Raw genomic sequence first — 22,855 nt, forward strand, 5'->3', positions numbered from 1 at the left:
CGCGGCGGAACGCGGACGGAGCCTGGATCAAGCTTCCGAAGCGCAAGAAGACCGAGGTCTTGGAAGCCTTCGCCGCCCACAAAGACGGAATGACCGCCGGTCATCTCGCCAAGCGCGGCTCAAGCACCCGGTCAATCCCCGGTCACGGCCCAAGCGGCTAGGCGGCGCGCGACAGCTCCAGTTCGGCCGCCGGCCAATCGACCGCCTTCCGACCGAAGGCGAATGGCGATGTCCCCTCATCGGCAATCGAATCCATCGTCCGATCAAGAAATCGCCCAAACGGCACAGTCCCGCGGACGGTCCGGCTCGAACTGAGGAGGGAGACGAACCCCAATGCCATCAGCAGCACGCCGAGCCAGCTTGCCATCGGCCCCCGCTGGTCCTCTTCGGGCATGGGAATAGCGACCGGCGTCGCCCGTGGTGAAGAGGCGGCGACTGCGTCGCTGGCGGCCGGCGCGCCAGCCAGAAGCGCCTCCACATCGACCTGGGGCGGCATGAGACGGTCTGGCGTGAGCCGATCGATCGGTGGCATGACCGCCGCGGCCTGCATAGGGGGGACGGAAGCGGCGTCGGCCACTCTGGGCTCGGGCGCGGGTGGCGTCGGCTGGGGCGTTTCCGTTCGTGCGGAGCGCAGCAGTTCCGCGCGCGCATCGACGACGGCCTTCCGCTTGCGCAGCGCGACATCGTTCTCTTCGGCGGCGACATGCCGCTTCGCGGGGTGATGATGAACCGTCGTCCTCACCGTCGCGATGCCCTCTGCGGCTTGAAACCAGCATTTGCGGTGGCCATCGAAACGATAAACCCAGTGCCGGCCATCGGGCGTCGACTTGCCGGGTTGCGGCAAACACTCCTCCTCGGCGGGAGCCTGGGCGATGGAGGCTTCCGCGGGAGCAACTTGATCGAACAAGGCGGCGAAGGAATTCGAAGATGCAGGCGAGGTCGAGAGACCAAAAAGAAGGAGAAAAGCGGCGAACCAAAATCGCAAATGACCGGACATGGAAACCTCCGGTGTTACGCCCCGCCCATGCATGACGTTTGGCTGAGATCTGGGTCGCAATGCGGCTCAAATCTGGCAATGCGGGGATTTGTCATGGCGCGGAACCGGGCTCAGGACTAATCGAATCTGGGTGCGGAAGAAGCCGCTCACGAGAGACAGGCTTCATGCGCAACTTGCGCGGAAAGACGACAAATGACGCCGCGGCACTTTGGCTCCCGCCAGCTTACGCGTCCTCGCCGTGCTTTGCGGTCGACTGCTGAGCTCCGGACCGAAATTGGTTGCAAGTTCTTCGACGATCCCGTGGAGCATTCAAGCCGCGAGCGGATCCGTCATTGTCCGTTCCAAATGCCTGTACCGCGCGATTTGGACTTCATGCTCTCTCTGGTGCTCGGGTCATAACTGTTCTCACGCCAGACTTACGCGGAGATCGGCCGGCGGTCTGCGGCGTGATCGCGGTCGAGTAGTCCGGCACAGAGTAACTCCGTCAGCACCGCCGTTGCGAAAGGGAGCGCAAGCGAGCCTAAGCAAGTTGCCCTTGGATGGCTCTGGGTCGGTTACTCGCTATGCCGGTTCCCCCGTGAACCCGGCACCTGCCGGAGCGGCTGGTTTGGCGCAAAGCAGCCATTCGACCTGACTCACATTTTTCAAGCGGGCCAGATGCAGACTTATGCGCTGCAACAAACAATGCTCCTGTTGGACGAGCACGCAGTCGCGGTGAGATGGTGAGGCTGAGCGCCCTGGCGGTCTCGAGATTGATCACCAATTCGAACTTGGTGGGGACATCTGCCGGCAGATCACTCGTCGCTGAGCCTTTGATGATTTTGTCGAAATAGTACGCGCCTCGCCGAAAGCATTCGCGAAGATCGACACCGCAGCTCAACCGGCCGCCATCGGCGTGTTCCCGATAACCGTAGAGAGCTGGTACCCGAGCAGTTGAACCCGGTTAGGTTTCCACAGCCGCCGATATCCTGTATTCTTCGTGCGTCAATCAACGCTGTTGCGTCTCAAAAAGGGAGCTGCGGCTAAAATGCATGCGATGAAAGCGATCGCCATCATCGTGGTCCTGCTCCTGGCCGTCGTGAACGCTCTGGAATTGCTGCCGGCAGCGAGCGCATTTCAACCGTATCTATCGGGTGGAGCTGTGGCGCTGAGCCTTATCGCGCTGATGGCAATCCTGGTCGCGCGCGGCAGGTCACGGGATAATCGAAGTGCGGCCGCTGAGGCCGCCCGACCGATGCCCGTTTCGACTCGTGCAAACCAGGCAGACGCCGAGATCGTGAGCTTTTTGGCGATGCTGCAGGCAAGAGGCCGGCTGGTCGATTTTCTGATGGACGACATCAACGCGCACAATGATGCACAGGTTGGGGCAGCCGCGCGCGTGGTCCATGCCGGATGCAAGACCGCCCTGCTGGAGCACTTCCGAATCTCCCCCGTGCGCGCAGAGAGCGAGGGATCGACCGTGCAGGTCGCCGCTGGCTATTCGCCGGACGAGTACCGATTGCTGGGCAAGATCAGCGGCCCGGCGCCGTTCTCGGGAGTGCTTGTCCACCACGGCTGGAAAACGGATGCGGTGAATCTACCCCGCGTTTTGCCGAGCTCGACCCATCGACTTCCAGCAATCGCTCCAGCGGAGGTGGAGCTGAGATAAGCGGGCTCGCATCGGCCAGCTGCCGGTCGGATCACGTACAACCGGTGCTTTCCATCACGTGCGGCTATTGACGCAAATTGACAGCACGACAACCAGGATAACCTCGGTCATGAGCGCTCGTTTCAGCCTTGCTATCGATCTCGGCACCAGCAATAGCGCAGTCGCGATCGCCGATCTCGAGAGTGGTGAGACCAGGATCATCGAAATCGCGCAGACCCTAGGACCAAATCAGATCGGCGAGATGCCGACACTGCCGTCAGCCATCTATATTCCGCACTCCGAGGAGTTCCCGGCGAGTTCGTTTCCGCTGCCGTGGAACGATGCCGGGGAGCGCGCGATCATTGGCCAGTTTGCGCGCGAGCGGGGGGCGCTCGTGCCTGATCGCCTCGTGACCTCCGCCAAATCCTGGCTGTCCAGCCCGCATATCGATCCGAAGCAGCCGATACTGCCCTGGCGATCCGACATCGCGGAAGAGAAGCTCTCGCCATTCGAATGCTCACGGCTTTACCTCCAACATCTCAGGGACGCGTTCCTGCATGCCGAACGGGGGCAGGGGCGGGAGTGGGATCTCTCGGAAGGCGAGATCGTTGTAACCGTTCCTGCCTCGTTCGATGAGATCGCAAGAAGCCTTACCGCCGAGGCCGCCAAGGCTGCGGGGCTTGAGGACGTCACACTGCTCGAGGAGCCACAGGCTGCATTCTACGCCTGGATGGCGCAGATGCGCAGAGAATGGCGAAACCTGATTGCTGATGGCGACATCGTGCTGGTCTGCGATGTTGGTGGCGGGACAGCCGATTTCAGCTTGATCGCGGTCACAGATGTCGAAGGCCGCCTGGAACTTGAGCGTGTCAGCGTCGGCGAGCACATTCTGTTAGGTGGCGACAATATGGATTTGGCGCTCGCATATGCGCTCAACGCCAAGCTCGAGGCTGCTGGCAAACTGCTGGACTCCTGGCAGTTCCTGGCGCTCGTGCATGCCGCCTCCAAAGCCAAGATCGTTCTGTTTGATGATGACGGGTTGACGCAGGCGCCCATCGTGGTCCCCTCGCGCGGCTCCAGCCTGCTTGCCAACACTGTCTCAACGACTCTCGACCGCGAGACGCTGAAGCAGGTTGTTGTCGACGGTTTTTTCGCCAGAACCGGCCTTGACGACCTGCCGCGTGAGAGCCGTATGGCAGGGCTGCAGGAATTCGGTCTGCCCTATGCTTCCGATCCGGTCGTCAGCAAGCATATCGCCCGGTTTCTCGCTCAGAGCCTGCAGAACGTGAAGGCAAGCGAAAAGCTTGCGGCTCTGGTGGGAGCATCGGCTGGCACGCAGGTGCTGATGCCGACCGCCGTCTTGTTCAATGGTGGTGTTTTCAAAGCCGCGCCAATCCGTACCCGGGTGCTGGATCTGCTTGCGTCCTGGAATGGGGGCCAGCCGGTCCGCGAATTGCAGGGTTTCGAACCAGACCTGGCCGTCGCACGCGGCGGCGCGATCTACGGACGTCTCCGCGCCACGGGCAAGGGCATGCGCATCAAGGCCGGCGCGGCGCGATCCTATTACATCGGCCTGGAAACGTCGATGCCCGCCATTCCGGGCTACAAGCCGCCGCTGAAGGCATTGTGCGTTGTCCCGCAGGGGATGCAGGAAGGGACGGAACTGCTGATCGAAGGACGCGAGTTCGGCCTTGTCACGGGCCGCACGGCGGAGTTTCGGTTTTTCTCCTCCTCGGTACGAAGCGGCGATACGCCGGGACAGATACTCCCCGACGCCGAGCGTGAGCTTGATGATGCTGGCCTGCTCGAAGTCGCGATCCCAGCACTGGACGGCCCGATGGGGCAGGTGGTGCCGGTCCGCGTCAGCCCCGTCGTCACCGAACTTGGCATCCTCGAGCTTTGGATGAGGCACACGAACTCCGATCGCCGATGGAAGGTTGAGTTCCAGGTCCGCACGGAATAGGGGCCGGATCGCCTCTGGAGACAATTCTTGACGAAAGACCGCGCGCGCTTCGCCATTGGTATTGATCTCGGCACGACCAACTCCGCACTCGCATTCGCGCCGCTGGTCGGCGAGGGGACGCCGAAGGTCCTTCTCGTCCCGCAATGGGAAGGCCTGGCGAGTCTGACCGAGAAGCCAACGCTTCCTTCGTTCCTGTACCTGCCGGAGGAAGCGGTCGAAACACACTTGCGCGGTGACGTAGTCGGGACCGGGCAATGGATCGTCGGCCTTTTAGCACGCATGAAGGCAAGCGAAGCGGCCGGACGGGTCGTCCATTCCGCGAAGTCGTGGCTTTGCCATCACGCCGCCGACCGGTCGGCACCCTTTCTGCCATGGGGATCGACGGTTCTGGCACGTGAGCAGAAAATCTCACCGGTACGCGCCTCGGCACTGATTCTGAACTACCTGCGGGCGATCTGGAACAGCCGGTTTGCCCAAGCCGGGTTTGCGTTCGATGATCAGGACATCACGGTCACGGTCCCGGCTTCCTTCGATGCGGCGGCGCAGCGGCTGACGATTGCCGCCGCCGAGGAAGCGGGCTTCCCCGGCGATGTCCGACTGCTCGAAGAGCCGCAGGCCGCATTCTATTGCTGGCTGGAAAGCCACGACCCAGCGCGCGAATTATGGCAGCAGTCCGACAACGGCGATGCAGCGCTGCGACACGTGTTGGTCATCGATATCGGCGGCGGCACCTCGGATTTCAGCATTTTTGAAGTTCGCCTGCTCGAGCAGATGCCGGACCCTGAGATCAGGCGTATCGCGGTGAGCGAGCATACGCTGCTCGGCGGCGACAATATCGACCTTGCCCTCGCTCATTCCCTCGAGCCGCGGCTTGCCGGGCCGGGCGGCCAGCTTTCCGGCCCACAATGGGATCAGCTCGTCGCCGCCTGCCGTCATCTGAAAGAGCACGCGCTGGCCGCTACGGGTCCACCGGATGAGCGGTTCGTTGTTGCACTGGCCGGTCGCGGGTCGGGGATGGTCGGCGGCTCGCAGACGGCGACGGTCATGCGGGCGGAAATCGAGAACCTATTGCTGGACGGATTTTTCCCCTTGTGCGACGCGGCGGCGCGGCCATACCGGACGCAGGCGGCACTGAGGGAATGGGGTCTTCCTTATCCTGCCGACAGCGCGATAACCCGGCACCTTGCCGAATTCCTCAACGATCGCCCGCGCATTGATGCCGTCCTGTTCAACGGAGGATCCGTCCGACCGTCCCTCCTGCGCCAAAGACTCCGCGAGCAAATCGGACGCTGGCAGCACGGCTTCGTACCGCAGGTGCTGGAGAATGAGGAACCGGATCTGGCGGTGGCGCGCGGAGCCGCACGGTTTGGTGCCCTTCTTCACCACCGTTCGGGGCGCATCGCCGCTGGGGCCGCCGCTGCGATCTTTCTCGAAGTGGAGGGGATACAGGCAGCGAATCGCCAGAGTGTGCGTCCGCCCCTCGTATGCGTTCTTCCTCAGGATGCAGCGCCGTCTCAGCTTTTTGAGATCGCTGACCTTGGGCTTAAGCTCCGCACTGATCGGCTGGTGCGCTTCCAGGCTTATTCCTCAACCCGAAAGAGCGTCAGCCGGGCCGGAGAGATCGTTTCCTGGTCGGAAGGCGAATTTCACCCGTTGCCCCCGCTCCAGACCATCGTCAAGACGGCTGAGCTATCCGGTCTGGAAGCGGGCGGGATGTTGCCCGTCGGTCTGACGGCGCAGATGAACGCACTGGGGCTGCTGCACATCTCGTGTGTCAGCGCCGACCCCGCCGTCCAGCAGTCCTGGCCGCTGGAATTCAACATGCGCCAGCACGTCCAAGGCGTCGCGGGCGCGCCCAGTGCGGGGCGGGCGCGGAAAGCAAACGTTTCGATTGAACCGAATGCGTCACCGGACGCGTTGGAAACGGCACGCAGGCAGATCGGGGTCGCGTTCACCCAGCCTGCTAATAACAGCAAAAAGAACAAGATTACTGCTGCCACGATCCTCAAGGGTATGGAAAGCATCCTCGCGTCTGTGCGAGGTGAATGGAACGGGCCCCTGCTGCGCGCCCTTTGGCCTGCGCTCGAGGAGCGGCGGGACGATCGACGACGTTCGGCAGACCACGAAGAGGCATGGCTCATCATGGCTGGATTCCTGCTGCGCCCGGGCTTCGGCGTTGTCCGGGACGACCTTCGTATCGATGCCCTGTGGCGGGTACACGATGAGGGCCCGTGTTTTCCCGGTCGGCGCATCAAAAGCCAGGAATACATCCTCTTGCGCCGGGTGGCGGGCGGCCTCACGCGCGAACGCCAGATCAGGCTTATGGCCGGAGAGATCGACAGGATCCGCAGCGGCAAGGCGCCCGACGAACTCGTGCGCCTGGCTGGATCCCTGGAACTGATCCACCACGACACCAAGGCGGAACTGGTGCGTTGCTTCTGCGATATCGCGGTGACGCTTGCACGGGCCAAGCGGCACTGCGTTCCTTACCTCGCGGCGCTCGGGCTCCTGCTCAACCGAACTCCGCTCTACGCAGGGCCGGAGACTGTCGTATCGCCCGATCTCGTCGAGCAGGCGTACCAGGCTTTCCAGCACTTCGATTGGAGGACGCCCGAGTTGGTCGACCTGCAGATTCTGTTCCTTCGCGCCGCGCGCGTCGTCGGCGATCGGAACCTGGATCTACCCGTGACTGTGCGCGGCCTGATTGCCAGCAAGCTTGAGAAATCCGGCGTTCCTCCGTCGCAGACCGCAAAAATCAAAGGGTTCGTTCCGATCGGCCGATCAGACCGGGCCAGTCTATACGACGATTCACTCCCTCCCGGTCTGATCCTAGTCGAATAGCCTGCGAAAGCCGCGCCGCTATCGGCCATGGCATTGCGGGATGCAAGAAAGTTTGGTCTTCTTTGTTCGTAGTGTAGAGGTCTTGCAATAGCTACCCTTGGCGAGTCATTTTTGCTGCGGATCGCGGTCACGAACTTTTCGACGAGGGTTTCGTGTGAGCGAGCTTCTTGGCTCGCTCTAGATCGACGACTTCCATGAGGGCAGATTGGTCGCCTAGCAGGCGGCCTCTAATTTGGTCCAGCGCCGGCTTGGGCGGCCTCGGCGGCAAGGCCAACTTCTCGCGCTAAGACAGGGGCCAGACGGGACAGCTGACGTCAACCGAGATACTGTCCAGCGATAGCGATGAACGCCGGCAAGCCTGGGCGGCCAACCAATCGGACCAACATGTCCTCGAGTTCTAACGCCAGTATCGCCAGGAAAGCTCGCACGAGGGCCGAGGCGGATTTTGCCACTTGGCTTATGATGGCCAAGCTCGGTGGTTTCGATGACCTTCCACCAAACGCGCAGAGCTTTCTGACTGACTATCGAACCCGCCTCGAGACGATGACCGAGGCCGAGTCCACGGCCCTTGCTGTTCGCGAGGTCTACTGCGCTTATTACAACGAGATAGGAGCCGTCGGCGCGGCGCCGGAGCCAAAGCCTCGCACAGTAACGACAGCGGGCAAAGTCGGGAGAAGGCCTAAACCTCAGCCCAGTCTCTCGGCTGCGCGCCACTCGACGAGTCCAATGATCCGAAAATCGCTACCGGCACTGCTGATTTTCGCCTGCATGGTGGCGTTGATCGTCGGATATATAATCTTGACGCAGTAATACCGCGGAATTGTGTGCGGGAGAGAAAAAATACCGCTCACAGCGACCGCGCGAAACCTGGGCGGGGCGCGCCAAACTTCTCTGCCGTGCTCCTCCGCTCTATCAGCGCCCCCCATCGCATGTGACTTTCACATCGATTGAACGCGAAGTCCGCTTCTCTACCAACAGCGACCAAATTTGCGGACGTCGCGCACTTCGCATTTGAGCCATGAGCGGACTCAGTGCATCAGTTCTGTTTCAGGAATTCCAGGAGCGCATTGTTCACGTCTTTGGCGCGCTCTTGCTGAGTCCAATGACCGCACCTTTCAAGACTATTGTCTTGCGAAGCAAGGGCACGAATTGTTTCAGGCTAGGGACGAGATGGCTCCAACTCGGCGATCTGTAAACCCCGTCTCGATCGCCAACGACATAGAGTGCCGGGACCTGAACCTTTGCGCCAGACCATGGTGCGAGCAGTTCCCAATTCCGATCAACGTTGCGATACCAATTCAAACCTCCCCCAAAGCCGGTGCGCTTGAACTCCTCGACGTAAAATTCGATGTCGTTGTCCGTGAGCCACGTCGGCAATGATTGGGTTGTAGGCTTCCCATCAAGCCACCCCCCCCTCACTAGGAAGCATCGCGAGCGACGCAGGATCTTCAATCGGCGCATCGCCGGACAGAGCAAACAACGTTGTCTTGATTGCGTTGTGGACGTCTTTTTCGAGTTCTGCCTCGGCAACGCCCGGCGTCTGGAAATACAGTTGATAGAAGCGCTGCTTTTCGGTCCTCGGCATGACGGTGCTTGGTCGGTTGGGACCACGCACCTGAAATGGCACGCTCAAGCCAACGACGGCCCTAAATCGATCCGGTCTGAACAGAGCGCAGCGCCAAGCGACCAGCGCTCCCAAATCATGTCCGACAACGACTGCTTGATCCGTGTCGATCGCGTCGAGCAATCCGACCATGTCTCCGGTCAAATGCAATAGAGTGTATCGATCGATCGCATCCGGTTTGTCCGTCTGCCCGTACCCACGCATGTCGGACGCGATGGCGCGATATCCGGCGGCAGCGAGCGCTTCCAATTGGTGCCGCCACGAATACCAGCACTCCGGAAAGCCATGGCAGAGAAGCACGGTGGGGCCGCTCCCTGCTTCGGCCAGGTGCATTCGAATGCCATTTGTCTCGATAAATCGATGCGACATCGTCATCGCCAACCTCCGTAAGATCATTGATCTGATAGCTAATGAGTCACATTGTGAGCTCCAGCGACAACCGAAGTGGCTCCGCCGACACCCAGTCGAACGGCGGACCGCCAAAACGACATGCTCTACGAATTTATTTTCGAGCCCGCACCGCGCCTCCGGCAGCATCGGCGCGAGGTCGGCTTCGCGTCATTTTTCGGCGGATTTAGTAGGGCCTGTCGGCAGGTCGATGTCCGCTTCTGCCCATAAGCGCCGCGCCGGGACTGGCCGGGAGCGTGCGGTTGACCAAACCCCTGTGATTTGAACTCGCAAGCTGGGGCTCAAATTATTCGCGACGAACTTGCCGATCGCGAATGGACTGCCATCAAGCCGGTGCTCCCCGAACAAGAAACGTGGCGTTCCTCGGGTGAACGACCGACGTGTCCTCAATGGCATTTGAGCAACGTGCGGCTCGCACCAGGGTTAAGCTTCGACGAGGATGAGATGCCCTCTGCTTCAGCGCAGCAGTATCTGCTCGTCCCACGATGCCGTCATTGCGTCATTTTTGATATCGACGCAGCTCGGCGATTTGCCCGACAGGCGCGCCGCGCAAACACCTGTCCAGCCCTCTCGCAAAAAAATATTCCTGTTTCGTGTTTTCGGAAATCGTGCATACTCCGCGTGTCCCGCTTCTCCCAGGAGGCGCGCATCGCGATCGTCACGAACGTTGAAGCGGGATGCGATGGGTGCATAAAAGCATATTCCTGTTGCTGCCGGACGGGCGAGAGGCCTGTCCGAACCTGCTGGGCCCTAATAGGCCCTAGTTTCACATGGCGCTCGTGCGGGCCGGTCGCGGTGCCCTCTGGCTGGCGCTCTACGGCCCTTCCTGCGGCCTCGCCCATGATGCCTTGCGCCGCCGCTCCCGGTGCGTATCCGCGTTTCAGCGGCCGTCGCCAGCGTATTGTGAGGGGGCGCTGGATGACTTTTGCCGCACGATTGATGCGGCGCGCACGCCTGATGGCGTCTCGCCGAAGCGTCGGCGGAACGAGCGATTGAAATGAGAAAGGTCACCAAAGCCAACTGCAAACGCGATATCAATGATAGCCAAATGCAGATAGTGCGGGTCAGCCAACATCGCGAAGGCGCGTTCAAGCCGACACCCTGCAAGGTGCTCGGTGAACGACTTTCCGGTCCCTTCGAGCAATTTTTGCACGTATCGCCGCGACATACCGAGCGTTCCGGCAACATTGTCCAGATCGAATTTGGGATCGCCGAAGCGTTGCGCGACCTCCGCCAGGATCGCCTGCAGCTTGGCTGCCTTCACTCCCCGCTCCGTAACGATGTTTGCAGCTTCGGCGGTCGGCCCGAGCGTCGCGGCCACGAGATCGAGGAGATGTACGCCGATGGTGGAGGCCAGTTTTGATGACGGAGGTTCTTTGAAGAATGCGAGCGACCGCGCGTAGCGGCCGAGCAGTCTAAGCGCCGGTCCGCGATGTACCGGCCGACCTGAAAGATCTTCCGGCTGCGCAACCAGAGACCTCAGGGCAGCAGCCTGCACGGTCACGAATTTGACGCTGCCACCACGCGGCCCAAATACTCGCAGCGGCCTTCCCCGGTCAATCAAACAAGCGGAGCCGGCATCATAGACATGTTCCTGGCCAGCATTTGCAAATTGGACCGGCCCAGCCTCGACGATGTTCAGCCCGAATTGGTCACGACTATCCTGCCTGTAACGGATGAACTCCACCGGCGTGGTGACAATGCTACAAACGCCAATCGCGCCGAGGGACAAGTAGGTGACGTCGATACGCGGGCGGCCACCGCTGTGATCTATCACGTCCAAGGTAAGGTTCAGCCGCGCAAACTCCTCACGGAACGTGGAGAACCGAGCGCGCTCCGGCAGCATCTCGGTCGACCATCGCAAAAGGGCAGATGACGTTGGCATGCCCGGCCTCCCGTTTCGGTGCTCAACCACGCAAGAACGACTGAGCCACCCGACAGAGATCTGTAAATTCCTCGAATGACGCCAAGACGTCTCAAAATGAGACTATATCGGACTGCGCTTCGGTGCAGGTGTGAGGTGGATTACAAGGTAGGACTTCAAGAAAATGACGAGGAATTTCCCGTCAGGCTTTCGATGCTGACACGATTCGCATCGAGGTTGCGATGATGCGCGAAATGGCGTGACTGCACGAAGAGATTTCCGCTTAACGGCTACGAGAAGATTGCAGATCATTCGGTAGATGATTGAGGCCTCACTGCGGCCAATCCTTGCAGAGAGTGATGCCGATCATGATTAGCGGGCCGATTGCGACCGCCACCGGGCAGATAAAGGGCAACTCTTCCAGCACGCTGATGAAGGACCGCCCGGAAGCCGAGAGTTCTCTTCATATGCGCAAAGCGCCAGCCTGCCACGCCCATCGGACATCTCCGTTTGGCCCCGAGCAGCGGTGGTCTGATACTCATCGCGAAATTGGGACGAGCCATTACCAGTTCGGGTGTTCCGTAAAGCAAGGTGAAGGAACCCTTTAGCTCGTGGGGACGCGCGTTACCGGAGAATGATCCGCAGCGATTGCCGTCGTGATAGGCCACGCGGCTTTGATTGGACACCGCGCACACCGGGGTCGTTCATGTGATCCGAGGCTATTGTTTGGCTAGGAATATCGCCGCATGTGGAACTGGATGATGCTTGGGCTGGAAAGCAACCGCGTGATCGGCCTGCGGATGGCGAAGCTGATGCGCGGCGGCAAAGCCGCTCAACGTGAAGCCCAACTGATGGTGAGTGAGAAACTCTTTGCGGCGGCGAAGGCCGGTAAAAGCCTGATGGCTGGAGCATCCGGAGACAAGATTGTTGCGCAGTATCGAAGGAAGGTGGCGGCCAACGCCAAACGGCTCAGCCGCAAACAAACACGTCGCAAGCGAAAATCGCGCTGATCCTTCGACGGTGGGGCTTACTTGCTCTGGTGCTTGAGCGCCCACAGCGGGCAGGCTTCGTACTCGTAGGGGTCGTCACCGGTCGGCGACTGGATCAGCTTCGCCCGCTGCCCTCAGAATGGGGGCAATGTCTGCATCCCCAGATGTCAAGCAGGCCGGACCGAACACGTCGAACGGTGGATTTTGAGCCGCCGTCGAAGCCATGCCCGCAGCGCGAGCCTGTCGAGCCGCAGCGCCGCCGCCACGAACATTTCGAAAAACCGGTGGCGCTGCGCCGCATTGAGCCGCGCCCAGCCTTGCATCGTCGCCTCGGTCAGATCAGTGCGCCGCACAATCGTGAGGCTAGCACAGTGCACTGGGCGCGCTGACGTCTGCTACGCCCCACAAAGCGGCACGAACCGAACATCGCGGAAGGACCGAGTTGGGCCACTTCCGGACTCATGCATCGCAGCAAATTGCTGCGTGTTCGATCAGTCGTCGGGCACAAGGCGCGCCGGTCTCATTCGGGCAGTCTCGCTTTCCGAAGGCCCTCAATTAGCAGCTTCGAGCGTGATTGCCCGCCACGAGCGATGAACGCAGATATCGGCTGTCGTCGCTCGAAGGCGCAGATCTACTGAACCGCGCCGCCAAGAGCGGCGCGCCGATCGAGCAGGCTGCAAGATTCGTCTTGCAGACGTCAGGGCCGGGGGACCGAAGCCTTGACGGGCGGCTCCGGAGACCGATGCGGCCAGTCAGCGCTTCGTGGTCACCCAACCCATGAACGCACCGGCCGCATCCGCCCCGATCGCAATGCGCCCGAAATCGGGTACGTCGAACGGCTGCCGGACGATCCTGCCGCCATTTCGCTCGATCTCGGCAACGCGCCGGTCGACATCGTCGACTTCGAGATAGCTCAGCCAGTGCGGCGGATCGCCATCGGGAACTATTCCGCGCATGTCAAGGATGCCGGCCACCGGCTTGCCCTCCGCCTTGGCGATCCAGTAGGTGCGGTCCCGGTTCGGCATCGGCACGCCTTCGAACGCCCAGCCGACAGTCGCGGCATAGAACGCCTTGGCCGCCTCGACTTTCCGCGTATAGAGCTCATTCCAGACGAAGATTCCGTGAGTCATGGCGTCCTCCGTGTCATTGGGCTTGACCAGCGCCGCCGGCGAAACCGAATCTGAGCAAATTCGACAGCGCGCACCCAGAGGACGAACGAGATCTCGCAAGCCCGACAGCGGGCATCAAATCTTGCCCTTCGCCCAGACTCCATCTAATCGCGCAGGCGAGCGCGGCAATAGACGCCAGGTCAGCTCAGGGTCCATTTGCTGACGTGCCTAACGGATCCGTCCAGGTCTCTTTCTAACCGCGAAGCGGACATCGCATCCTAATTCGACACCGGATCTTCCTTTTCGCCGCGCGCGACAATGATCAGGGTGCTATTTGGCAGCGAGCGTTGCAGCGCTTTGGCTTCGTCCCATGGCGCGCGGAGCCAGGCATCGCGCTCGTCCGCGGTGGTCAGGATCGCCGGCATAGCTTTCGGGTGCACGCGGCCGACTTCGGCGTTCGGTTCGCAGGTCAGAAAGCCGTACAGGTCGCAGGCGATCTCGCCCTCCTTGGCCTTGCGCACGCTAGTCCAGGTAGTCCATAGGCCGGCGAAGCAGAGCAGGGGCCGGCTCTCGTCGAGGGCGAACCAGACGGGCACCTTCTTGCCGTCAATCGTGTCGTATTCGCTGAACGACGTGAACGGCACCAGGCAGCGGTTAGCAGGCGACAGCCAGCGCTTCCAGTGCGCGCTGTTGACATTGCGGATGTTGGTGACGCCGCTGTCCGGCTCCATGCGCAAGAGCTGCTTGAAGTCGACGGCCTTGCCTTTGGCCTCGAGCTTCTCGGCGCGCTTCTTCGTCGCCTGGAACAGCGCTTGCTGCGTTGAGGGCATGCCCCAGCGGGCCATCACCAGCTCGCGGGAGCTCTCGCCATTGCGGACGATCGGTGCTGAATAGTCGGGAAAGATCCCGGGCAGGGAGGGGAGGTTGCCGGTGCGATCCTGGCCGGCATCCACGCCGAACAGCCGCCGGATCGCGTCGGCGTTCTTGGTCATCGAATAGAGATTGCAGATGTGGACGGCCCCCCACTTGTCAGGATTGTAGCAGACTTCTGACCAGATCGCTTGCTATCAGATGTCCGGCCTGTTTGCGCGGACAAAGTCCGCTGGCCAAGATGGTGTTCGCTACGCACGCTCCAAGCACATAGGCGACACTCGTGGTGCCAGTGTAATCTTCGGAAGCTCGCGCGTATCGACCGATCGGTTCTTCCATCTACTGCGTCCTGCAAGTTCGTGGGCAATCCGCCGAGCAACCTCGCTCGCGGTCCGATCTCAGATCAAGTCGGCATGGCTGCTACCGGGTGGTAGTACACGCCGCCCGATATCATCAAGCGCCAAGCGATGCGGGCAAACTTGTTGGCCAATGCCACCGCAACCAACTTCGGCGGCTTTCGCTCCAGCAGTGAGGCGAGCCATGGTGTGGGCTTATGACGCCCTTTTCGGATATGCCTCAGCAGCGCCGTGGCACCGACAATCAACGTCGATCGCAGTACAGAATCTCCAGCCTTCGTGATGCCGCCGAATCTTTGCCGGCCGCCAGTTGAATGATCCTTGGGTGTCAGTCCGAGCCATGCCGCAAAGTCGCGACCCGATCTGAACGTCTCCGGCGGCGGTGCCTTCATGCTGAGCATCGACGACCCAATCGGACCGATGCCGGGAATTGTCGCAATACGCCTGCTGATGTCATCCTCGCGATGCCACTTCATCAGCTTGGCCTCGATCTTAGCCAGGCGGGCTTCAACCGCGGCATACTCGTCTGCCTGAAAGCGGAAGAGATCCCGCGCCATTTCCGGCAGGCTATCGTCTTCCAGCACGCGTTTGATGAGTGCGGCTACGTTCTGCCGGCCGGCGGGGCCGACGATACCAAACTCAGCGGCATAGCTTCTGAAAGCATTGGAGAGCTGAGACTTCACGCTGACCAAGCGTTCTCGCACGGTCATCAACATGCAGGCCGCTTGCCGCTCCTTCGATTTCACCGGTACGAACCGCATGCTGGGCCGGGTGACCGCCTCGCACAGCGCCTCGGCGTCGGCCGCGTCGTTCTTGCCGCGCTTCACGTAGGCCTTCACATACTGAGGTGGGATTAGCTTTACCTCATGTCCAAACGATTGCAACAGGCGCCCCCAATGGTGGGAGCTACCGCAGGACTCTATGGCAACGAGAACTGGCGGAAGTCGCTCGAAGTAGCGGATCATCTCGGCTCGCCGAAACTGGCGCCGAACGACCACCACCTCATTCTCATCAACACCGTGAAGCTGGAATACCGACTTCGAAGTATCCATGCCGATACGAACGGGAATATTCATTAGACTTTCCTCTCATCTTCCGTGACGCGAGAGCGCCATCAAACCGTGGAGATGAGAGGCCGTCCACACCAGCACATGACAGCTCGTTTCGCCGGACCTCTTGGACGCCGGTTAGCGCGGCATCGGCTTAATGCCGACCCATTTCCTGGTCCGCAATTGCGCATCTCATGATTGGAAGAGGCACGCCGAACGCAAACTCCGGGCCCGTGCAAGATCAGCGCCGAGGAAGACCTCCGGCTCTACCAGACGGTTTGGGTCGGGCGTGCTAACTGGACCCGATCGGCGGCCATGCGGGCCGGCGAGCCATTGAGACAAGGTTATCGGTCCCTGACGTCCGACGCGGCGATGTCGGCGAGGGTTTTCCAGAACCTGCCGTATGTGCCCATCAGGTTGCTGGCGAACTTCGTCGAGACGTCGAGGATCTCAAGCGGCGAGCGCATCGCGGCGATGTTGGCAACCAGGTCGAGGTTGTCCCGCCTCATCTCCACCAACAGCGTCTGGCAGGCTTTCATGCCGACGATCGCCTGCGGGAGTGTGTCCATCGCCGGCGAGCGAACGGCCGATCCTACTTCGTCCGTCGCTGTCCATTTTGCTTCCTCTGCTTCCGCACGAACTCCGACAGGCGCAGCGAGGACCGGCTCGGGCCTGGCGAGATGAGGAGGGAGCAGCGGCTGGGCTTCGAGTTCGGCAGGTGGGACCGGCGGCAGTTTCAGTTCGGTCTCCTGGCCGGAGACCTTGGGCAGCTTCGTTTCCGTCGTCGGAGCCGCCTGAAGTTCATGTCCTTCCGAGGTTGCGAGATTGACGGCAGGAATCGCGGGCCTGCGCGCCGCTGCGGAGTCGGCCGCATTGGGTTTCGCCGAAGCCGGATGACGGGACTTACCTGATTTCCGCTTGCTCATTGGGGTCCTCCGTGGCCTTTGCCGGCGCGTGGCCGCACATTCCAATCTTCTCAGGGAGAATTGTTTCCCTTGGTGACGCGAAGGCTCTCCTCGTTGAAGGGAAAGCGTAGCTCTCTAAGGCGGAGTCTGCTCCGCTCATTTGTTTGCCTCTTAACGTTCGCCCGGCCACCAGATCGAGGGTAGATCAGATGCCGAGATCTTGGTCCCGCGGAGACAGACGAGCACGCTCCGCTTATACGGATAGCCGCGCAGTTGCGAGCAATCCTTGCAGCGCATGTAGCGCTCGAGCTCGTGGATTGGCGTTGTCTTGGCCGGCGGACAACGTCGAGCGCAACGGTCTGATTGGTGTCGCAGCCGAGGCAGCGGACCTCCAGGTAGCCATAACCCGCATTCAATGCGTCACCGAGCGTCGGCGACGGTTGGGCCGGCCCCTTGTAGCCGAGCATGCGCTTATTCCAGGCCTCGCAGGCCAGGCAGTCGGCTTCCTGCCGCGCGAGTGCGGCACGCTCCGCTGCCATCCGGATCTCGGTGCCGTACAGCCTCTCGCGCGATTTCGTGCCCATGCGCCTATTGATTCCCGACCAAGGCCGGGAAGAGAAGCCGCTATTTCTGGGGATCGGAACCGGACAATGGCACAAGGCCGTCAGCACATGATACCTTGATCTCGCTTGAGGGTTGCGCTTGGTTAGCGCGGAGAGGCTGGGGTTGATGCGCTCATTATTTGCTGTTCTTTTGATTCTGCCGCTTGGCGGATGTTTCCAGTCCGCTGCGGAACGCCAAGCCGAAATCGCCGCCAAGGACGACATGGAGTGCCGGAGTTACGGCGCGCAGCCGGGATCGCCAGCCTATGTCCATTGCCGGGCCACCCGTGCGTGAGCCCACGAAGCGGGGGGCAACCAGAGCGGCCGAGCCCCCGCCGCAGGTGAAGATCTACGGCGATCCGCCGCCGCCGGTGCCAAACATGCTGCCCGAGCATCATAATTGCGTAACGACCTACAACCCTGTGATGCGATCGTCCTACACGAGCTGCACCTAGCGCCTTGGGCCCGAAGATGCCCTGGAGCTTTTCGCGGGCCTGGGTGCAAACGGCATTTGTCCAGCGGAGCCGGCCAAGTGCGATCGCCAGATCAAACCCGGCCTGTATTCCGCCTTTGCGACGAGCGCGAGCCCGCACCGGTGCGGAACTGTTGCGGAATCTGCTGCGTTTGGTTCTCGAAAAGGAGGATCACATGGCAAAGAAGGCGAAGAAGCAGACGTCGCGTGGACGCAAACAGGACCGTGCTCGGGTCGCTGGTGGGCAGGACCACGAGGTGCGCTACAAGGCGAAAAGACAGGGCGTTCGGCAAGTGACGTGAAAAAGGCTGTCAAGAAACTCGGCAATAGCCGTAAGAAAGTCGAGCGGAGCCTTGCCGGTGAGGCCAGCGCCGGAATTCACCTGGTCGTGGCTCGCTAAAGAGAGCGCGGCGCGGAGGGCCCAGACAGATCGCTAGCGCTCTGTTGTTCGCCCGCCTGGCGTAATGGAGCAAGCTTCACGCGGGCAGAAACAGGTTCGGGCGTTATGTCGCGGCAGCGAGCACAACGAAATTGGACTCGATTGCCGTCGATGGCGGCAACTGCCATCGGCCAGAAGCCGCACTTGGCGCAGGATGTTAGGACTTGGTTGGTGAAAACATACCGGGCCTCTTGTCGCCTTGGTCTCCCCAGCACGTCAACAGCAAATAGCGCTTCGTTCCAGTCCCGTTCGCGCTCCGTTTGCATCTCCACCGACCTTTTCGCTTTGATTTCACGAGAGATTTCGTGTTTCGGACTACCTCGACATAGTGGGATCGCCAGTTCGATCCATGTAGTGCCCACCATCCTCTTCAATGACTTAGGCGCCTTTTGCTGGGCGTGGGCTGCCTAAGGCTGTGGCCAGCCAGATCCAACGCGTTCAACTGAGGAAGATGGAGAAGGCGCTTACGCAGGCTGTTGCATTTCTGGATCAAGCCGCCTGTCGAATTGGTGCTCCTTCCGTCTCATGAGCGGCCAGGCCAATCTGGTGGCCAAGCGAAGCTCGCCGGGCTGCGCCAGGGCCGAACCAGCCTCGCAGAGCCTGATCTTCCATAAGCGATCTTCCCACGGCCGCAAACACAGCGCTACTAATAGCTTGTTGTTGCCGGCGCAGGTGGTCTTTGAGAAGCTTATGCCGAGTGATGTAGCCAGCGTTAACGCCGGGAATCGAGTGATTCATCAGGAGCTTCGCATCGATCTCGGACACGCCGGCGATCGTCGCGATCGTTCGGAATGTTTGTCGAAGGTCATTGCCCCACTTTGAGAGCTCATCTCGATCTTCCTTTGGTTCAGCGAGATGCCCCGATGCGCTCTCGGCTGGGAACACCCACTCTGTTGCCTGCGACGGATACATTTCTCTACCAAAGCGAATTGCCCGCACGAGACAGCGAACCATCTCTCGCGAGAGCGGGATGTCAAATGCACGTTTGCTGCCGCCCTTCGGCTTAGGAACGTGCAATGTGCGCCGTCGAAAATCTAGGTGGCTGGGCTTGATCTCCTGCAAAGCGGTTGGTCGCGACCCTGATAACAACATGAACAGATGAAATTCACGACGGACGGGGTTTTCAAGCGCTGCTAGCTGCGAGAACCAACCTTTTAGGTCACCAGCCCCCATCCCGGTGTCACGTCGCTTCTCCTCGTTCCAATCGACCGCGTCTGCAGGATTATCAGAAGGCAGTTTCTTGTTTGTCTTGCGCGCATGTTTGTAGATTGCCCGCAGAGTCCGCATGCTACCGTTGGCGATATATGGCCCATTTTTCTTGGTCACGTCGTCGTGCTTTTGCGCCACGCGAGCTGGATCGGTCGCGAGTTCACGCAAAGGCTCGTCCAGCCATTCCACAAAGATGCGTTCCACGTGATCGCGGTAGCTGTTGATGGTCTTTTCGCTCCGGCCTTTTCGCACCAGATGGGCGGCTACATACCGTTGCCAAGCCTGCCTGAGTGTCACATCTGCTGACGTTGCTGCCGTGCTCTCGGCGTTGTCGCTCGCACCGCCCAGTCCGTCTTGCTGAGCCGCCTTCGGATGCCTCCCCAGACTGATCTGGGATAGATAGTCTTTCGCAGTGGCGCGGGCCATCCGCGTCGACATTTCACGCGTGTCGCCGATCGACACTCGGATGGAGGACGCGCGCTTTCCTCCCTTTCTCAGATCGCCCTGAACGGCAAAGGTGCGCTTCCGCTTTCCGACGACCACGAAGAAGCCCTTCAATTCGGTGTCACGAGCCAAGTACCAACCATCATCCGCGGCGGGCAATTGAGCGATCGTTTTGTCAGTCAGCAGGATCCGGATGTCGGCCATGAGGGAGCGTCCAGGCAAGCTAAAACGGTTTTTAAACGGTTTTGGCAAACTGAGGAGTTCGAAGGTTTGTCTTCGAGGCACCGCGACGCTATGCGATAAGTGTCGACAAACAAAGAGTTTCTTGACCTGCATCGCAGCCTGGCGCGCAATCGGAAAGTGCCGCTAAGAGCTGAGCTAGAACTCTTAATCAGCGGGTCCTAGGTTCGAGCCCTAGTGCGCCCACCATGCCTTCCAAAGACTTAGCCGCTATATCTTCAGAACTGATCTTTCAGTTGGAAGGTCAGCTAGGAGATTTGTTCTCCATTCATTGGTCAACGATCATTTTCTAGTTTAAGTAGATATATCACATCATCTCATCCGGCCCGCCCGTGTATTGTCCCGGAGACCTCGCCCGTCGTCACCATGATGGCGACACTCCCGGAAAGCGACTGCCTCAGTCTTTTGCTCCGTTCGCAGGCTTCGGCCGACTTCGCTGCGGCTGACATCGCCGTGCTCGACATTCCGCTGGAGCCTGTGGCGCGCCGCGTCGGCGTGACCATCAGATCCGGCTGCCTGCCGACGACGGTCCAGAGCGCATTCTGCTCTGATTGCGGACTTGGTTCAGGGCAGTTGCAAGGCAAATACGAACGTCGAGCGATTGAGACCGGTGCGCTCAAAGCATCAACGGCGCCGCTGAGAAAAGATGAGACCTCGGATCGCGATGGTTGAGCCTTCGCCTCCGCGCCCTTACGCGCGGCATCAGCCTGGACCTTCACAAACGGCTTTGCGGCACTGACCTTCGCGCGCGATGTATCCACGAGCGCCGCCGTGTCGCGATCAGGAATTGAGCAGGCCAGGCCAAAAGCGCGGCAGCAGCGGTGAATTCCTAATCAATCAGCGGCGCCACGTGATCGCGTGCGGCGTTGCCGGCTACGATGCGCTGCATCATCGCGATGAATTGAGAGCGCTCCTTTTCGGTCAACTCGTCCAGCGTGGCGTCATGGGCGGCACGCGCGGCATGTTCGATTTTTGCGAGAAGCGCGGCTCCGGACTTGGTCAGCCGGCACAAGCGCGCGCGGCGGTCGGCGGCATTGATCGGGCGTTCGACCAAATTGCGGGCTTCCAGCCGCTTCAGCGCACCGGTCGTGGTGGTCCGGTCGAGCGCAATGTCGGCTGCCAAAGTGGTTTGATCAGCCGTTTTTCGCACTGCGAGTGCCGAAAGCAGGCTGTATTGCAGCGGCGTGATCTCGAACCGGCCGCATGCCTCCTGGAACAGCGCCACATGGATCTGATGCAGCCGCCGGATCAGGAAGCCCGGGCGCTCCGACAGTGGCCACGGGTGGTCGCCCCGCGTTTTTCGTGACTGCGTTTGCCGCAACGCACCTTCTCCGAACTTCGAGCGAAACTCCGCTCATGTCTCAACTATCTCGATTCGGAGCCGCTGGCGACATTCCGATGGCATGGAGCTTGCTTCGTGAATTGCGAAGCATGCTTCGTATTTTCATTTGCAGGTTCCGTGTCGAGGAGGTGCCATGTCCGTCAACGCCAGCTTTGACATCATCCTGCGCGGCGGGCGCGTGATCTGTCCGGCCTCAGGGATCGACGGCATCAGAGACGTGGCCATTCGCAACGGCAAAATTGCCGCGGTTCAACCCGACATCCTGCCGGCCAGCGCGAAGGCGGTGATCGATGTCACCGGCAAGCTGGTGCTGCCCGGACTGATCGATACGCACGCGCACGTCTATCAATATGTGTCCGGCCGCTTCGGCATGAACCCCGATATGGTCGGCGTCCATTCCGGTGTTACGGCCGTGGTCGATCAAGGCGGCCCTTCCTGCATGACCTTGCCGGGCTTTCGGCATTTCATCGCGGAGCCCGCAAAGTCGCGGGTCTATGCGTTCCTGTCCGCCTATCTCGTCGGCGGTCTCGAGGGGCATTATTATCCGCAGCTCTATAGTCCTGACGGCGTCGATATCGATGCGACGGTGAAGGCTGCGCGCGCCAATCCCGACATCGTGCGCGGGATCAAGGCCCATGCCGAGATCGGCGGCTTCGCGCGCTGGGGAATTCGCGTCATCGAGATGGCGGCGGAGATCGGCCGTCGTGCTGAGCTGCCGGTCTATGTTCATTTCGGTCAGCTCTGGGGTCTGCCCGCCAGCGGCGCCAATGGCGAGGATGCCGATACGATCCTGACCCGCGTCATTCCGCTGCTGAAGGAAGGCGACGTGCTCGCGCATCCGTTCACGCGCCATCCCGGCGGCTTTATCAACCGCGAGGGCGAAGTCCATCCCGTGATCCGCGCCGCGCTCGATCGCGGCCTCAAGGTCGATGTCGGGCATGGCAGCCATTTCTCTTATCGGCTCGCAAAGAAGGCGGTCGCCGCCGGAATTGTGCCGACGACGCTCGGCGCCGACATCCACGGCTATAACACCCATGTCCCAGCACCGGCTGGAACGCCTGATCAGCACGAGGATGATGAGAACCATCCGTTCGCTGGGCAAGCCAAGTTCAGTCTTGTGCAGGCGATGAGTTCGATGATGGCGCTTGGGCTCTCGCTCGAGCAGGTGGTGCCGATGGTGACGTCCAATCCGGCGAAGCTGTTGGGACGCGAAAGCGCGATTGGCGCGCTCAAGGTCGGCATGGATGCCGATGTCTCGGTGCTGACGAGGCGGCTCGGGCGTTTTGTCCTGCGCGACAACGAAGACAACCGGGTGATCGCCGACAGTCTGCTGCAGCCAGCGTTCTGCATGCGGGCAGGCGTGCGTTACGATGCAGATGCATCGATCCTGCCCGAAGCAGTCGCCGCATAGCTTTCGTAGGAGGAATTCGGTGCGCGACGGTGATCATTCTGCCGCGGACGAGCCGGGCGCAAGCCAAGGCGTCGGTGCGCGCCTGCTGCGCAAG

At 60.9% G+C, this 22,855-nt stretch carries 16 protein-coding genes and 3 pseudogenes; 8 read left to right on the top strand and 11 right to left on the bottom strand.

Annotated features, from left to right (window positions below; genetic code table 11):
• Window positions 1–157: 157 nt before the first annotated feature.
• Window positions 158–997 (bottom strand): hypothetical protein, encoded by an 840-nt coding sequence (locus tag ACQR1W_RS38390; protein WP_434855632.1) that lies wholly within the window; start codon window positions 995–997, stop codon window positions 158–160.
• 1,027 nt (window positions 998–2,024) lie between these two features.
• On the opposite strand from ACQR1W_RS38390, the gene ACQR1W_RS38395 reads away from it, so the two are divergent.
• Genes ACQR1W_RS38395 through ACQR1W_RS38405 form a run of 3 tightly spaced genes read left to right on the top strand, consistent with a single transcriptional unit; the run spans window position 2,025 to window position 7,428 of the window.
• Entirely contained in the window at window positions 2,025–2,645 is a 621-nt protein-coding gene (locus ACQR1W_RS38395) for a DUF2760 domain-containing protein (RefSeq protein WP_434855633.1), read from the top strand.
• A 58-nt stretch (window positions 2,646–2,703) separates the two neighbouring features.
• Window positions 2,704–4,587 (top strand): Hsp70 family protein, encoded by a 1,884-nt coding sequence (locus ACQR1W_RS38400; protein WP_434855634.1) that lies wholly within the window; start codon window positions 2,704–2,706, stop codon window positions 4,585–4,587.
• 27 nt (window positions 4,588–4,614) lie between these two features.
• Window positions 4,615–7,428 carry an Hsp70 family protein gene (locus tag ACQR1W_RS38405; RefSeq protein WP_434855635.1) on the top strand — a complete coding sequence of 938 codons (2,814 nt, stop codon included), beginning with the start codon at window positions 4,615–4,617 and terminating at the stop codon, window positions 7,426–7,428.
• A gap of 1,399 nt (window positions 7,429–8,827) precedes the next feature.
• Here the strand turns inward: ACQR1W_RS38405 and ACQR1W_RS38410 are convergent.
• Window positions 8,828–9,427 carry an alpha/beta fold hydrolase gene (locus ACQR1W_RS38410; protein WP_434855636.1) on the bottom strand — a complete coding sequence of 200 codons (600 nt, stop codon included), beginning with the start codon at window positions 9,425–9,427 and terminating at the stop codon, window positions 8,828–8,830.
• A gap of 321 nt (window positions 9,428–9,748) precedes the next feature.
• Here ACQR1W_RS38410 and ACQR1W_RS38415 point away from each other — a divergent pair.
• A pseudogene (locus tag ACQR1W_RS38415) lies at window positions 9,749–9,857 on the top strand (IS5/IS1182 family transposase); the annotation flags it as partial.
• A gap of 483 nt (window positions 9,858–10,340) precedes the next feature.
• On the opposite strand, the gene ACQR1W_RS38420 reads toward ACQR1W_RS38415, so the two are convergent.
• The gene (locus ACQR1W_RS38420) at window positions 10,341–11,345 is read right to left on the bottom strand and encodes an AraC family transcriptional regulator (RefSeq protein ID WP_434855637.1); all 1,005 of its coding nucleotides are present in this window, start codon (window positions 11,343–11,345) and stop codon (window positions 10,341–10,343) included.
• Window positions 11,346–12,070: 725 nt separating this feature from the next.
• Here ACQR1W_RS38420 and ACQR1W_RS38425 point away from each other — a divergent pair.
• Complete coding sequence (locus ACQR1W_RS38425; protein WP_434855638.1) at window positions 12,071–12,334, top strand: hypothetical protein; 264 nt, start codon at window positions 12,071–12,073, stop codon at window positions 12,332–12,334.
• A 146-nt stretch (window positions 12,335–12,480) separates the two neighbouring features.
• On the opposite strand, the gene ACQR1W_RS38430 is transcribed toward ACQR1W_RS38425, so the two are convergent.
• The 6 genes and pseudogenes from ACQR1W_RS38430 to ACQR1W_RS38455 all read right to left on the bottom strand — a co-directional run bounded on the left by ACQR1W_RS38430 (window position 12,481) and on the right by ACQR1W_RS38455 (window position 17,186).
• Window positions 12,481–12,636 carry a hypothetical protein gene (locus ACQR1W_RS38430; RefSeq protein ID WP_434855639.1) on the bottom strand — a complete coding sequence of 52 codons (156 nt, stop codon included), beginning with the start codon at window positions 12,634–12,636 and terminating at the stop codon, window positions 12,481–12,483.
• A gap of 429 nt (window positions 12,637–13,065) precedes the next feature.
• Window positions 13,066–13,443, bottom strand: coding sequence for a VOC family protein (locus ACQR1W_RS38435; protein WP_434855640.1), 378 nt, complete (start codon window positions 13,441–13,443; stop codon window positions 13,066–13,068).
• A gap of 257 nt (window positions 13,444–13,700) precedes the next feature.
• Complete coding sequence (locus ACQR1W_RS38440) at window positions 13,701–14,432, bottom strand: SOS response-associated peptidase (RefSeq protein ID WP_434855714.1); 732 nt, start codon at window positions 14,430–14,432, stop codon at window positions 13,701–13,703.
• A 263-nt stretch (window positions 14,433–14,695) separates the two neighbouring features.
• Window positions 14,696–15,724 carry an IS110 family transposase gene (locus tag ACQR1W_RS38445; RefSeq protein WP_434855641.1) on the bottom strand — a complete coding sequence of 343 codons (1,029 nt, stop codon included), beginning with the start codon at window positions 15,722–15,724 and terminating at the stop codon, window positions 14,696–14,698.
• Between the two features lie 317 nt (window positions 15,725–16,041).
• Window positions 16,042–16,623 (bottom strand): hypothetical protein, encoded by a 582-nt coding sequence (locus ACQR1W_RS38450; protein WP_434855642.1) that lies wholly within the window; start codon window positions 16,621–16,623, stop codon window positions 16,042–16,044.
• Between the two features lie 150 nt (window positions 16,624–16,773).
• Window positions 16,774–17,186: pseudogene (locus ACQR1W_RS38455) on the bottom strand (hypothetical protein).
• A 666-nt stretch (window positions 17,187–17,852) separates the two neighbouring features.
• Between ACQR1W_RS38455 and ACQR1W_RS38460 the strand changes: the two are divergent.
• Window positions 17,853–18,076 (top strand): annotated as a pseudogene (locus ACQR1W_RS38460) (DUF3606 domain-containing protein).
• 528 nt (window positions 18,077–18,604) lie between these two features.
• Here the strand turns inward: ACQR1W_RS38460 and ACQR1W_RS38465 are convergent.
• Entirely contained in the window at window positions 18,605–19,972 is a 1,368-nt protein-coding gene (locus ACQR1W_RS38465; protein ID WP_434855715.1) for an integrase arm-type DNA-binding domain-containing protein, read from the bottom strand.
• A 489-nt stretch (window positions 19,973–20,461) separates the two neighbouring features.
• Here ACQR1W_RS38465 and ACQR1W_RS38470 point away from each other — a divergent pair, with 489 nt between their 5' ends.
• The gene (locus tag ACQR1W_RS38470; protein WP_434855643.1) at window positions 20,462–20,680 is read left to right on the top strand and encodes a hypothetical protein; all 219 of its coding nucleotides are present in this window, start codon (window positions 20,462–20,464) and stop codon (window positions 20,678–20,680) included.
• Window positions 20,681–20,837: 157 nt separating this feature from the next.
• On the opposite strand, the gene ACQR1W_RS38475 is transcribed toward ACQR1W_RS38470, so the two are convergent.
• On the bottom strand, window positions 20,838–21,329 hold the full coding sequence (locus tag ACQR1W_RS38475; RefSeq protein WP_434855644.1) for a MarR family winged helix-turn-helix transcriptional regulator: 492 nt from the start codon (window positions 21,327–21,329) through the stop codon (window positions 20,838–20,840).
• Between the two features lie 154 nt (window positions 21,330–21,483).
• Between ACQR1W_RS38475 and ACQR1W_RS38480 the strand changes: the two genes are divergently transcribed.
• Window positions 21,484–22,761 (top strand): amidohydrolase/deacetylase family metallohydrolase, encoded by a 1,278-nt coding sequence (locus ACQR1W_RS38480; protein ID WP_434855645.1) that lies wholly within the window; start codon window positions 21,484–21,486, stop codon window positions 22,759–22,761.
• Window positions 22,762–22,855: the final 94 nt, after the last annotated feature.

This window comes from Bradyrhizobium sp. HKCCYLS1011 (assembly GCF_051167795.1).
In the GTDB taxonomy this organism is placed as follows: Bacteria; Pseudomonadota; Alphaproteobacteria; order Rhizobiales; family Xanthobacteraceae; genus Bradyrhizobium.